Here is a 12,448-nt window from a genome sequence, read left to right on the forward strand (position 1 = left end):
TCTCAGGCGGCGCGGCGGGCATCCACGGAGATGAGACCGGGGCCGAAGGCGGCGAGAATGAGGAAACCGCCGGCGATGGTGATGTTCTTCCACATCATCAGGCCGTTGAAGACGGTCAGCAGGCCGTTGGCGCCTTCCGGGAAATCCGGGACGCTGATCGCGCCGCTGTGGAAGACGAGGGCGGTGAAGACGCAGAAGACGGCGAGAAGGTAGGCGGTGATCTTCGTCTGGAAGCCGACGAGGATGAAGAGGCCGGTGACGAGCTCGAAGATGCCGGCGAGATAGGCGAGCGCGGTGGCCGCCGGCAGGCCGGCGCCGGCGATCATGCCGGCCGTGCCGGCCGGGTCGACGAGCTTGGGAAAGCCCGACGTGAGGAACATGAGGGCGAGGAGGATGCGGCCGATAAGGATGACGGCGTTCTGGGACATGGATGGCTCCTGGTTGCAGGCGTTTGCGTTGGCCGGAGGAATACCGGGCTTTCCATCGTCAAGATAGACTGGCGTCCGGGCGACAGATCGTTCTCTTTTTGTGAACGATGCAGAGCCGCTCTTTTCTGTTGCAAGCGCCGAACAGCTAGGGGAAGATTTCCGCCGGGCGGCCCGCCGGCGGCCGGGGGAAACCGGATATGCACGAGATCAACAAGAGTGCCGCGTTCTGGCGATCCTTTCCGATTTTCGAGGGCTTCGGCAGGGAGACGATCGATGAGGTCGCGTCCATCGCGGCCTACCGCAAATGGCCGGCCGGCACGGTGATCTTCCAGCGCGGCGACGAGGGCGCCTATCTCATCGCGCTCGTCTCCGGCCGTATCAAGCTCTCGCTCCTCACGCCGCAGGGCAAGGAGCTGTCGCTGCGCCAGCTCGAGCCCGGCGCCGTGCTCGGCGAGATGGCGATCCTCGACGGCCAGCCGCGCTCGGCGGACGCGACGGCGGCCGTGGCGACGGAAGGCTATGTCATCGCCAAGCGGGATTTCCTCGACCTTCTGGCGCGCAATCCTTCCGCCGCGCTCGCCACCATCCACTATCTCTGCACCAAGCTGCGCGAGACGACGGAGCAACTGGAGACCATCGCGCTCTACGACCTCGACGCGCGCGTCGCGCGGTTCGTCCTCTCGACGCTACGCTCCATCCACGGCGAGGACCTGCCGGAGAGCGCCAATCTCCAGCTTCCGCTGAGCCAGACCGAGATCGCCGGCATCCTCGGCGCCAGCCGGCCGAAGATCAACCGCTCCATCCTCGCGCTGGAGGAGGCCGGCGCCATCCGCCGCAGCGACGGCATCGTCCATTGCCATATCGGCCGGCTCCAGGGCATCGCCGAGCCGGAAGACGGCTAGCCGTGGCGGCCATGATCGCCAAGCGACAAAGACCCCTTGCCGCCGGCCTCGTGGCAAGCCTTGCCGGCGCGGCGGCGCTCTTCTTTCTCGGCGGGGACGCGCTGGAACGGCAGCGCGAAACCTATTTCGATGCCCTCACGCAGGCCATGCCGGCGCCGGTGAGCGACCGGATCGCCGTCGTCGATATCGACCGAAAGGCCTTCCAGAGCGCGCCGGAGAAGGAATGGACGCGGGCGCAGACCGCCGACCTGATCGACAGGCTTGCCGCCGCAAGGCCGGCGGCCATCGCCTTCGACTTCATCTTCAGCACCGATTGCAGGCCCGACGAGCCGGCGAACGCCGCGCTCGCCGAAGCCATGGGCAGGGTGCCGACCGTGCTCGGCTTCCTCATCGGCGAGACGCCGGATGCCGCGCCGCGCCCCGTTCCAGGGCTCGCCCTGCAACGGCCGGTCGTCGCGCCGGATCTCTGGTTCATCGACGGCACAGAAAGTTCCTGCGCCTTCCTTCAGGAGAAATCCGCGGCCGCCGCCGCCGCCTTCCTCGTCGGCGACGAGGATGCGGTGGTGCGCCGCGTGCAGGCCTATGCCATCCTCGGCAATGCGGCCTATCCGACGCTCGGCGTCGAAGCCGCGCGGCTGGCGGCCGGGGCGCATACGCCTATCCTCGGCGGCAATCCGCCATGGCTCCGGCAGGATTCGCGGGTCATCCGGCTCGACGAGGACGGGAGCCTGCGCTTCGTGGCGAGCGGGGCGGCAGGGATCGGCGCGCGCACCCTTTCGGCCGCCGACGTGGTGGCAGGAAGCGTGCCGGCGGAAAGGATCGCCGGCAAGGTCGTGCTGATCGGCAGCAGCCTGCCCAATCTCGGCGGGCTCAGGACCAGCGCCTCCATGCCGCTCGAACCCTCCGTGCAGATTCACGCCGACGTCGCGACCGCGATCCTTTCCGACCGCATCCCGATGCGCGGTGCCGCCCTGCCGCCCTTCGAGGCTGGCTTTGCCGCCATCATGGGGGCGCTCGCCGCCTTCGCGGCCTCCCGGCTGCGGCCCATCGGCGCGGCGCTTGCCGGCATCGGCCTCGTTTGCCTCGTCTTCGCCGCCTCGGTGCTGCTCTATATCCGCACGGCGCTGCTTGCCGATGCGCCGGGCGTCGCGCTCATCGTCGCCATCGCCGCGCTCCTGACCGGGCTCCTGCAATATGCCCATGTGCGCCGGGCCGAGGCGACGGCGCGCCAGCGCTTCGCGCAATACCTGCCGCAGTCGGTCGTCTCGCGCTATATCGACAATCCGGAGATGGAACGGGTCGCCGGCGAGGAGCGGCAGGTGACGGCGCTCTTCACCGATATCGAGGGCTTTTCCGCACTCGCCCAGAAGATCGGCCCGCACGACCTCGTCAAGCTGCTCGACATCTACTTTTCCGAGGTGAACGCGCTGGTCGCAAGGCACGGCGGCATGGTGGACAAGGTGGTGGGCGACGCCGTCCATGCGCTCTTCAACGCGCCGGACGACCTCGACCGGCATGTCGACAGGGCGATCGCCTGCGCTGGCGAAATCCGCGCGCTCACCGAGGAGATGCGCCGCCGACCCCTCTTCCGCGACAAGGATTTCGGCCGCACGCGCATCGGCGTGGAGACCGGCATGGCCGTGCTGGGGGAAGTCGGCGCCGGCGGCAAGCTCGACTATACGGCGCACGGCGACGCGGTGAACCTTGCCGCCCGGCTCCAGGACGCCAACAAGTTCCTTGGAACGCAGATCTGCATCGGGCCGCGTGCCGCAGGGGAGACGGTCCGGACGCTCCGCGCCATCGGCAGCCACGAAATCCGCGGCTTCGGCACGATGGAGCTTTTCACGCTGGATTAGTGCAGGCCGACGCTGGCATAGGCCTCGCGGATGCGGGCCTTGCCCCATTGCGTGACCGCGCCGGGGGCCGCGCCCGGCGTCCTGATCTCCACGCCTTCGCCGCGGCCGACCTCCCTCGTCACGCCGCCGCCGGTGACCGAAACGCGGCCGTGCTCGACGAAGACGGCGAAGACACCGCGATTGGGACCGGCGAAGAATTTCGTGCCGCGCACGCCGATCATGCCGAAGGCCGTACGCATGGAAAGGTCGATCTTGGCAAGGCCTTCCGGCCGGTCGAAGACCATCTGGCCCATGCCGAGCTCGATGGTGCCGCCCTGCCCGGCGATGAAGCTGTCGATGAGAAGTTCCGTCTCGCTGCCGAGGAGGAGGCTCGTGTCGTCGCCGAGGGCAAGTTCGGCAAAGCTCTCCCGGCCCGTCGCGACGAAATCGTGGTCCATCAGGCTTGCGCCGGCCTTCAGGCCTTCGCGGCGCTCCGCCTGTCGGCGGGTGACCTCGCCGGTGACCTCGACGGCCTTGCCGATGACGGCGTTGGCGCGGGTCGCGCCGATGCCGAGGCCCGTCAGGGCGAGCACGCCGCCCGCAACGAACAGCCGGCGGCTGAGGAAGAGCGGCTGGAGAGCATCGAGCGTTCGCATCGTCGCGCCTTTCGCGGAACGGGCCGGAAACGGATTGGACCTCAGGCAGGCCCGCGCGTCAATCGCGTGCCCGTCTTCCGAACATTCTATGCGCCACGCCTCCTCCCGCCGCTGTTCCCCGCGGAACAGGTCAGCGGATATCGCCGGCCTGCGGGCCCCAGGTATCCGTCATGGCAAAGCCGTTCGCCAGCGGATCGCTCGGGTCGAGTGCGATCTGGTGCAGGCCGAAGGTCCAGCCGCGGCCGGTGATGGTGGGGATGATCGCCTTGCGGCCGGCGACCGTGGTTTCGCCGGCAAGCCCCACTTCGAACTCCGAGCCGATGATCGAGCGCGAGCGGAACGTGTCGCCGACCTTGGCGAGGCCGCGCGCGTGGAGCGTCGCAAGGTTGGCGGAGTTGCCGGTGCCGCAGGGCGAGCGGTCGACGCGGCCCGGCCACATGGTCGTGGCGGTACGCACGAGGCCGTCCGGGTCGCGGTCGCGGAACATGACATAGGCGACGCCGCTGATTTCCGGGATTTCCGGGTGCACGATCTTCATCGATTTGTTGATGAGGTCCTTCAGCGCCATGCCGGCATCGACCAGCGCGCGGGCATTGGCCTTCTCAATCTTCGTGCCGATCTGGTCGACGTCGACCAGCGCATAGAAGATACCGCCATAGGAGATGTCGAAGCGCACGCGGCCCCAGTGGGGCGTGTCGATCTCCACGTCCAGCGCCTCGACGAAGGAGGGCACCATGGTGAGCTTGACCTTCTCGCAGCGCCCGTCGCGGCAGGTCGCCGTCGCCTTGACGAGGCCGGCGGCCGTGTCGAGCACGACGACCGTTTCCGGCTCCTTCATCTCGACGATGCCCGATTCGAGGAGCGCCGTGGTGACGCAGATCGAGTTGGAGCCGGAAGAGGCGTGCGCCTGGTCGGCCTGCAGGATGATGAAGCCGGCATCCGCCTCGGGCCGCTTAGCGGGCACGAGGAGATTCACCGAGCCGGTCGCGGCCGCGCGCGGCTCGAGGCACAGGAAGCGGCGCAGGCTGTCGTCCACCGTGTTGATGTGGTTGAGCTGCTCGGCGATGGTGTTGCCGGGGATCTTCGGCACGCCGCCGATCGCCACCTTGCCGATCTCGCCCTCGCAGTGAACGTCCAGCAACTGGATCGTGCGCTTCCATCTCATGTCGTATCGCTCCGTTCGCGCCGGTCGTCCGGCTTTCCGTCCTCTGATATATCAGATTGGACACGGTTCCAACAGCTTTTCATGCGGCCCATCGGCGCGCTACGAAAAGGCATCCGCCGGCCGGCGGACGCATCCCGCCCGAGAGACCCTTCCATGACCAAGCTCATCGTCTTCACCGACCTGCATATGGTGCCCGAGGGCACGACGATCATCGGCCTCGATCCCTACAAGAGGCTGCTCGCCGGCATAGAGCACGTCAACCGCTATCATGCCGATGCCGACCGGGTGATCATCACCGGGGACCTGACGCACCGCGCCGACACGCTGTCCTACGAGCGCCTGCGCGACCTCCTCGCCCTTCTCGTGCCGCCCGCTGCCATCACCATCGGCAACCACGACTACCGCGAGCGCTTCCTGGAGACCTTTTCCCATGTCGCGCCGGATGAGGACGGCTTCGTGCAGCAGGTCATCGACTATGCCGATTGCCGCGCGGTGCTGCTCGATACGCTGTTCGCCCCGCCCTACGACTATCCGATGAGCCATGCCGGCTATCTCTGCGAAAAGCGCCTCGCCTGGCTCGAGCGGGCGCTGGCGACGGCGAGCGGACTGCCGGTCCTTCTCTTCATGCATCATCCACCGCACAGGACGGGCTTTACCGGCATGGATGCGATCCGCCTCGGCAACGAGGACGCCTTCTACGATCTCGTGCTGAGGCACGGCAATGTCCGCCATATCTTCGCCGGCCATGTTCACCGCACGATCGGCGGCTCGCACCGCGGCATCCCCTTCTCGATCTTCAAGAGCCCGGTGCACCAGCAGCCGATGCCCTTCGACATGCCCAACGCCTCGCTCTCGGTGGACGAGCCGGGCGCCTACGGCATCGTCATGGTGACGGAAGAGGGGCTGCAGGTGCACAACGAGGACTACGAGATCGCCCGGCGCGACCCGGCCATCGCCTGAGACGGGATTAACGGGCGTCATACATCGTGATGGTCCGTCCGCGTTCTGCGGGAACCGAGACCGGCATCTTACGTTCTCTCCGCCGAAGGGGTGGCAAACCCAACGTTCGAAGGAGAAAAACATGCGTAAGATTCTCATCGCCGGCGCGGCCCTTGCCCTTATCGGCGCCACCGCGGCCCATGCCGACGACCGCGACAAGGAAGCCTTCGGCGGCGCAGCCGGCGGGGCTGCGGGCGCGGCGGCCGGTGCCGTCATCGGCGGTCCGGTCGGCGCCATCGTCGGCGGCGTCGCCGGCGCTGCCATCGGCGCGGAAGCCGCCGTTCCCGAGGATGCCCGCGTCTATGTGATGGACAACCCGACGCCGCCCGTGGTGCTGGAAGGCCCCGTGAGCGTCGATACCCGCTTCGACGACACCGTCGCGCTGACGCCGATCCCGGACCATCCGGACCTTGCCTATGTCTATGTCGACAACCGCCCGGTGATCGTGCGGGCCGACAGCCGTCAGGTGATCTACGCGCCCGACATGGGCACGACGGCCAGCGTCTCGTCCGATATTCCGGAAGCGACCATCACCTATGTCGAGCGCCATCCCGTCGAGCCCGTCGTGCTGGAAGGCCCGGTCGAGGCCGGCGTGACGGTTCCCGACACGGTGCAGATCGTCGAAGTGCCGGAAAATCCGAACTACGGCTACATCTATGTCGACCAGCGCCCGGTCCTCGTCGACCGCGGCACGCGGCAGGTGCTCTGGGTCCGGTAAGATCGCCGGACCGGCAGGCAACAGCAAGGCGGCCCCCTGCGGGCCGCCTTTTTACTGGCCGACGGCGGTGACGGTGGTGTCCTCGACGGAATTGCCGAGGCGCCGCCACTGGTCGTCGTAGTTCTTGCGCGTCACCGGATCGAAGACGGCGATGGGCGTGGAGACGACGATGCTGGCGGCGCTGCCGACCGTCTGGGCCGTGCCGAGCGCGACGGCGCCGAGCCGCTCGCCGAGGCCCACCTCGGAATCCGTCACCGTCTGCCCGTCGATCAGCCGGTTGCCGATGAGGCGCACCACTTCCGGGCTCTCGGCGAACTTGCCGTGGTTCAGCCGGTCGCCGGACTTCAGCGCCGTCAGGTCGAGCACGGTGATGCCCTGCTTTTCCAGCATGCTGCGATAGGGCTCCTCGGCCGGGTTGATCTGGCCGAGCCGGTCGACATTGCCGGAAATGCGCCGCGAGAGGGTCAGCGCCCGGTCGTCACGCGAGACGAACAGGGTGAAATGCGGCCGCGGCTCGCCGATGGCGCGAAGCTGCTGGCCGAAGACGTCGACGTCGAGATCGGGCGAGGCGAGGATGACCTGCTGGATCTTCTTCGGCACGCGCCCGTCGCGGATCGCCATCTGCCGCAGGGTCTCGACCGCAAGCCACGTCCCCATCGAATGGGCCATGACGGTGACCTCGCCCACCTCCGGCTTGGCGACCACCGCCCGCAGCAATTCCTCCAGCGCATCGCGCGAATAGTTGGTGCTTTCCTTGTCGTAGGAATAATCGAAGATGCTGGCGCGCGAGGGCCAGGTGAAGATCACCGGCGCCGCGTCCGTCTTGGAATCGTGCACGATCTGCGCAAAACGGTAGACCGCGTCCTCGTAGCGGTTGTTGAAGCCGTGGACGAAGACGAGCACGCGCCGGCTCTTCGGCAGGTTGCGGTCGAGCCAGACCCGCCCGGCCCTTGCCGCATCGAGCGGCTCGACGCTGACGGTCGCAAAATCCTTCTCCGGATCGGCCGGCAGCTTGGTGGGCCATTGAACCTGCCCGACCTTGCGCTTGCCGCCCGGCGGAATGGAAACGACGATCTCGCGCAACTCGATGTCCGAGCCGCGCTCGCCGGAGAAGAGGACGCCCGGCACGCGCGAGGGCGCGCGCGTCGTCGCCACGAGCAGGTCGACGGTGGAAACGCCCGGCGCCACCTTGCCGCTCGGCACCAGCACGCCTTCCGGCCGGCCGGCACATCCGGCCAGCGCCAGCAGCCCGGCGAAGATCACGCGACGCAATACGCGCGGCATCCGGCGGTTCGTCATGGCCCGCGTCCTTCCGCTAACCCGTTTCTTCCTGCTTAGCCGAGCGGCGGCGGGTTTTGAAGGCGAGGGAAAAGATTGGCGGGCCCGCGTGGCATATCGGTCACGCCGTATCGGTCATGCGGGCGCGGCCGACGCGGATGACGTTTTCCATGGCGCGGCGGGCACCCTCCTCGTCGCGGCGGCGGATCTCCTCGACGATGCGCATGTGGCTTGCCGCCACGTCGCCGATCTTGCCGCGGTCGGCCGCCGGCGAGCTCAGCTTGAAGACGCCGGCGAGCGCCGCCTCGATCAGGCTGCCGACGGTGCGCATGAAGGGATTGCGCGAGGCCTCCATGACGGCGAGGTGGAAGCGTAGGTCCGCGAGCGCCAGCGTCTCGGCCGTATGGTCCGGATCGCCCATGGCGACGGCGAGCAGCATCATCTGGTTGATATCCGCCTCGCCTGCATGGCGGGCGGCGAGCGCGGCGGCCTGCGGCTCGAAGCCGAGGCGGATTTCGCTGAGGTGCAGCAGGAAGCCCTGATCGACGCCGACGGCGAAATGCCAGGTGAGGATATCGCTGTCGAAGAGGTTCCACTGGTCCTTCGGCGTCACGCGGGTGCCGATGCGGGCACGCGGCACGACGAGGCCCTTGGCGGCCAGTGTCTTCATCGCCTCGCGCAGCACGGTGCGGGAGACGCCGAAGCGCGCCTCCAGCTCCTGGTCGCCCGGAAGCGTCGCGCCGACCGGGAACTCGCCGGAAACGATGGCCTTGCCGAGTTCGTGGACGACCTGCGAATGGCTGGTGCGCGCCCCCGTTCCGCTCATCATCGTTTCGATCAGGCCCTTCCTGCGCACCGGCCGGCCCTCCCTAGTCCCGGACCGCGTCAGGCATGTCGCCTCCGCCGGTCCGTGAGGTGGATGAGCCCCTTCTGCAGGAGGATGAAGGCGAAGAGCAGGAGGCCGATAAGGATCTTCGTCCACCAGCTCGACAGCGAGCCGTCGAAGGTGATGTAGGTCTGGATGAGGCCCTGGATGAGGATGCCGACCAGCGTGCCGGCGACGAAGCCGGAGCCGCCCGTCAGCAGCGTGCCGCCGATGACCACCGCGGCGATGGCGTCGAGCTCCACGCCCACCGTCGCCAGCGAATAGCCGGCGGAGGTGTAGAGCGAGAAGACGATGCCGGAGAGGCCCGCGAGGAAGCCGGAAAGGGCGTAGATGAGGATCGTCGTGCGGCCGATCGGCACGCCCATCAGCCGGGCCGTCGGCGCGCCGCCGCCGAGCGCATAGACATTGGCGCCGAAGCGGGTGCGGTGGGCGATCAGGATCCCGGCCGCGAAGACGACGAGCATCAGCCCGCCGATGAAGGTGATGCGCCCGCCCCCCGGCAGCTTGTAGTAGATGCCCTTCAGCGTGGCGTAGAACGGATGCTTGATCGGGATCGAATCGATCGACAGCACGAAGGCCATGCCGCGCGCCAGGAACATGCCGGCGAGCGTGACGATGAAGGGCGGCATTTCGAGGTGATGGATGATCGCCCCCATCAGCGCGCCGAAGGCCGTGGTGATGGCGAGCGCCAGCGCGAAGGCGACGAGCGGGTGGATCGACGTCTTTTCCAGAAGCACGGCGAGGAAGACGCCGGTGAAGGCGATGACCGCGCCGATGGAAAGGTCGATGCCGCCCGACAGGATCACGAAGGTCATGCCGACCGCCGCGATGCCGAGGAAGGCGTTGTCCGTCAGGAGATTGCCGATGACCCGCGTCGACAGCATGTTGGGATACTGGCCGATGCAGACCGCATAGGCGACGATGAAGATCGCGATGGTGGCGGCGAGCGGAAAATAGCGCGGGTTCATTTCGCTTCCTCTTCCGTCTTGGCCGGCGCTGCCCCTTGCGAGCGGGACAGGAAGACGAAGGCCGACTGCGCGCGCGGCGACTGGATGACAAGGATCAGGACGATGATCGCCGCCTTGATGATGAGGTTGAATTCCGGCGGGAAGCCCGACAGCAGGATGCCGGTATTGACCGACTGGATGATGAGCGCGCCAAGCAGCGAGGCGGCTATGGAGAAGCGCCCGCCGAGCAGCGAATTGCCGCCGACGACGACCGCCAGGATCGCATCGAGTTCGAGCCAGAGCCCGGCGTTGTTGGCGTCGGCCCCGCGGATGTCGGCGGCCGCGATGATGCCGGCGATGGCCGCGCACAGGCCGCACAGCACATAGGCGGCGATCAGCAGTACCCCGGTCGAAACGCCCGACAGCATGGAGGCGCGCCGGTTGACGCCGAGCGCCTCGATGAGCATGCCGAGCGCCGTGCGGCGCACGACGAGCGAGACGACGAGACCGAAGACGAGCCAGATGACGACCGGCATGGGAAGGCCCAGCAGGGAGCCGCTGCCGATGAAGATGAGGCCGGGATCGTTGAAGGTGAGGATCGCCCCTTCCGTGATGAGCTGCGCGATGCCGCGGCCGGCGACCATCAGAACGAGCGTGGCGATGATCGGCTGGATATCCAGCACGGCGACGAGGACGCCGTTCCACAGGCCGCACAGGATGCCCGTGCCGAGCGTGACGAGCAGCGTTCCGACCAGCCCGTAGCCGGAGGTGATGCAGGCGGCGGCGACCGCCCCGCAGATCGCCATGACGGCGCCGACCGAAAGGTCGATGCCCTTGGTGGCGATCACCACGGTCATGCCGATGGCGAGCAGCGCCACGGGCGCGCCGCGGTTGAGGATATCGATCAGGCTGCCGTAGAGACGCCCGTTCTGCATCTCGAGCCGGAAGAAATCGGGAAAGGCGAACGAGACCATCAGGAGGATGACGACGAGCGCGGCGACCTGCGGGAAGAGGCGGACGGCGTAGGCCTTCAGGGTCGATGTCATGCGTCCGCCCTCCCGGCCGAGGCCGCGATCGCCTCGACGATGCCGGCCGTGGTGACCTCTTCGCCGACGAGTTCGGCCACATGCGCCCGGTCGCGCAGCACGATGACGCGGTGCGAATAGGCGACCAGTTCTTCCAGTTCCGAGGAGATGACGATCAGCGACATGCCTTTCTCGCAGAGGGATTCGATGAGGCGGATGATCTCCGCATGCGCGCCGACATCGATGCCGCGCGTCGGCTCGTCGAGGATGAGGAAATCCGGGTTGGTGGCCAGCCAGCGGGCAAGGATCGCCTTCTGCTGGTTGCCGCCGGACAGCAGCTTGATCGGCTTCTCGCGATCCGAGGTGCGGATATCGAGCGCCTTGATGTACTGGTCGGCGAGCCGGTCCTGCTCGGCACGGCTGATCGGCCGCGCCCAGCCGCGCCGGGCCTGGAGGGCGAGCGCGATGTTCTCGCGCACGGAAAGGTCGCCGACGATGCCGTCGACCTTGCGGTCTTCCGGGCAGAAGCCGAATTTCTCGCGGATCGCCGCGCGCGGCGAGGAGAGGTCGAGCGCCCGGCCGGACGTTTCCGCCGTGCCGCTGTCGGCGCGCTCGGCGCCGAAGAGGATTTCCGCCGTCTCGGTGCGTCCCGAGCCGAGCAGGCCGGCGATACCGACCACCTCGCCGGCGCGCACGTCGAGGTCGAAGGGCTCGATATGGCCCTTGCGGCCGAAGCCGCGGAAGCGGAAGCGGACCTCGCCGTCCGCCGCCTTGGCGGCGTGCTCCGTCGCCACCTCCTCGACCAGCTCGCGGCCGAGCATCATGGCGATCAGGTCGCGGCGCGGCAGGTCCGCCGTCTCGCGCGTGCCGACGAGCTGGCCGTTGCGCAGCACGGTGATGCGGTCGGAGAGGTCGTAGACCTGCTCCAGGAAATGGGTGATGAAGACGATGCCGAGGCCGCGCTCGCGAAGGCGGCGCACGATGCGGAAGAGCATGGCCACCTCATGCGCGTCGAGGCTGGCGGTCGGTTCGTCGAGGATCAGCACCTTGCCGGAAAGATCGACCGCGCGGGCGATGGCGACGACCTGCTGCACGGCCACGGAATAGGCGGCAAGCTCGGCGGTGACGTCGATGTCGAGTTCGTATTCGGCAAGCAGCGCCCGGGCGCGCCGGTTCATCTCGCGCGTGTCGATAAGGCCGAAGCGCTTCGGCTGGCGGCCGAGGAAGAGGTTTTCGGCGACCGTCAGGTTCGGCAGCAGGTTCACCTCCTGGTAGACCGTGCCGATGCCGAGGTTCTGCGCCTCCAGCGTGCTCTGCGGATCGATGTCCGCGCCGTCGAGCAGGATGCGCCCGCCGTCGCGCCGGTAGGCGCCGGTAAGGCATTTGACGAGCGTCGACTTGCCCGCACCGTTCTCGCCGAGCAGGGCATGCACCTCGCCGCGCCGCAGGGAGAAATCGACGCCGTTCAGCGCCCTGGCGCCCGGGAAGATCTTGTCGATCCCCGTCGCCGAAAGAACATAGGAATTCACCGGCTGCATGATCCCCACCCGTGTGACGATTGCCGCACGCCGCCCTCGCAAGGAGAGCGGCGTGTCAGGTGGATACCTTG

The 12,448-nt window shown here is 67.8% G+C and carries 12 protein-coding genes; 4 read left to right on the forward strand and 8 right to left on the reverse strand.

Annotated elements, in window-relative coordinates; all coding sequences use genetic code 11:
* Positions 1-2 precede the first annotated feature (2 nt).
* Complete coding sequence (locus HNQ66_RS18700; RefSeq protein ID WP_184145695.1) at positions 3-428, reverse strand: DoxX family protein; 426 nt, start codon at positions 426-428, stop codon at positions 3-5.
* Positions 429-625: 197 nt separating this feature from the next.
* Here HNQ66_RS18700 and HNQ66_RS18705 point away from each other — a divergent pair, with 197 nt between their 5' ends.
* The gene (locus HNQ66_RS18705; protein WP_184145696.1) at positions 626-1,330 is read left to right on the forward strand and encodes a Crp/Fnr family transcriptional regulator; all 705 of its coding nucleotides are present in this window, start codon (positions 626-628) and stop codon (positions 1,328-1,330) included.
* A gap of 14 nt (positions 1,331-1,344) precedes the next feature.
* Positions 1,345-3,186, forward strand: a complete 1,842-nt coding sequence (locus tag HNQ66_RS18710) for a CHASE2 domain-containing protein (protein WP_380780458.1) — start codon at positions 1,345-1,347, stop codon at positions 3,184-3,186.
* Here the strand turns inward: HNQ66_RS18710 and HNQ66_RS18715 are convergent.
* Positions 3,183-3,821, reverse strand: a complete 639-nt coding sequence (locus HNQ66_RS18715; protein ID WP_184145697.1) for a FecR family protein — start codon at positions 3,819-3,821, stop codon at positions 3,183-3,185. The two genes, HNQ66_RS18710 and HNQ66_RS18715, sit on opposite strands and share 4 nt — an antisense overlap.
* A 130-nt stretch (positions 3,822-3,951) precedes the next feature.
* A complete protein-coding gene (locus HNQ66_RS18720; RefSeq protein ID WP_184145698.1) occupies positions 3,952-4,986 on the reverse strand; it encodes a proline racemase family protein in 1,035 nt (344 codons plus the stop codon).
* 153 nt (positions 4,987-5,139) lie between these two features.
* On the opposite strand from HNQ66_RS18720, the gene spdA reads away from it, so the two are divergent.
* On the forward strand, positions 5,140-5,946 hold the full coding sequence (gene spdA, locus HNQ66_RS18725; protein ID WP_184145699.1) for a 2', 3'cyclic nucleotide phosphodiesterase SpdA: 807 nt from the start codon (positions 5,140-5,142) through the stop codon (positions 5,944-5,946).
* Positions 5,947-6,067: 121 nt separating this feature from the next.
* A complete protein-coding gene (locus HNQ66_RS18730) occupies positions 6,068-6,703 on the forward strand; it encodes a DUF1236 domain-containing protein (protein ID WP_184145700.1) in 636 nt (211 codons plus the stop codon).
* Positions 6,704-6,754: 51 nt separating this feature from the next.
* On the opposite strand, the gene HNQ66_RS18735 is transcribed toward HNQ66_RS18730, so the two are convergent.
* From HNQ66_RS18735 to ytfR, 5 genes are all read right to left on the reverse strand, one after another.
* Positions 6,755-8,002 carry an alpha/beta hydrolase gene (locus HNQ66_RS18735; RefSeq protein WP_184145701.1) on the reverse strand — a complete coding sequence of 416 codons (1,248 nt, stop codon included), beginning with the start codon at positions 8,000-8,002 and terminating at the stop codon, positions 6,755-6,757.
* Positions 8,003-8,102: 100 nt separating this feature from the next.
* Entirely contained in the window at positions 8,103-8,810 is a 708-nt protein-coding gene (locus HNQ66_RS18740) for a FadR/GntR family transcriptional regulator (RefSeq protein ID WP_184145775.1), read from the reverse strand.
* A gap of 56 nt (positions 8,811-8,866) precedes the next feature.
* Entirely contained in the window at positions 8,867-9,835 is a 969-nt protein-coding gene (yjfF, locus tag HNQ66_RS18745; RefSeq protein WP_184145702.1) for a galactofuranose ABC transporter, permease protein YjfF, read from the reverse strand.
* Complete coding sequence (locus HNQ66_RS18750; RefSeq protein ID WP_184145703.1) at positions 9,832-10,860, reverse strand: ABC transporter permease; 1,029 nt, start codon at positions 10,858-10,860, stop codon at positions 9,832-9,834. The genes yjfF and HNQ66_RS18750 overlap by 4 nt, the downstream gene beginning before the upstream one ends.
* Positions 10,857-12,377, reverse strand: a complete 1,521-nt coding sequence (ytfR, locus tag HNQ66_RS18755; protein ID WP_184145704.1) for a galactofuranose ABC transporter, ATP-binding protein YtfR — start codon at positions 12,375-12,377, stop codon at positions 10,857-10,859. The genes HNQ66_RS18750 and ytfR overlap by 4 nt, the downstream gene beginning before the upstream one ends.
* Positions 12,378-12,448 lie beyond the last annotated feature (71 nt).

It is taken from the genome of Shinella fusca (genome assembly GCF_014203155.1).
Classification (GTDB): Bacteria; Pseudomonadota; Alphaproteobacteria; order Rhizobiales; family Rhizobiaceae; genus Shinella; species Shinella fusca.

Bases quoted from the DNA above. Each gene is read 5' to 3' on its own strand.
- HNQ66_RS18700 (WP_184145695.1), bottom strand. From the start codon at position 428: ATGTCCCAGAACGCCGTCATCCTTATCGGCCGCATCCTCCTCGCCCTC.
- HNQ66_RS18705 (WP_184145696.1), top strand. From the start codon at position 626: ATGCACGAGATCAACAAGAGTGCCGCGTTCTGGCGATCCTTTCCGATT.
- HNQ66_RS18715 (WP_184145697.1), bottom strand. From the start codon at position 3,821: ATGCGAACGCTCGATGCTCTCCAGCCGCTCTTCCTCAGCCGCCGGCTG.
- HNQ66_RS18720 (WP_184145698.1), bottom strand. From the start codon at position 4,986: ATGAGATGGAAGCGCACGATCCAGTTGCTGGACGTTCACTGCGAGGGC.
- spdA (WP_184145699.1), top strand. From the start codon at position 5,140: ATGACCAAGCTCATCGTCTTCACCGACCTGCATATGGTGCCCGAGGGC.
- HNQ66_RS18730 (WP_184145700.1), top strand. From the start codon at position 6,068: ATGCGTAAGATTCTCATCGCCGGCGCGGCCCTTGCCCTTATCGGCGCC.
- HNQ66_RS18735 (WP_184145701.1), bottom strand. From the start codon at position 8,002: ATGACGAACCGCCGGATGCCGCGCGTATTGCGTCGCGTGATCTTCGCC.
- HNQ66_RS18740 (WP_184145775.1), bottom strand. From the start codon at position 8,810: ATGATGAGCGGAACGGGGGCGCGCACCAGCCATTCGCAGGTCGTCCAC.
- yjfF (WP_184145702.1), bottom strand. From the start codon at position 9,835: ATGAACCCGCGCTATTTTCCGCTCGCCGCCACCATCGCGATCTTCATC.
- HNQ66_RS18750 (WP_184145703.1), bottom strand. From the start codon at position 10,860: ATGACATCGACCCTGAAGGCCTACGCCGTCCGCCTCTTCCCGCAGGTC.
- ytfR (WP_184145704.1), bottom strand. From the start codon at position 12,377: ATGCAGCCGGTGAATTCCTATGTTCTTTCGGCGACGGGGATCGACAAG.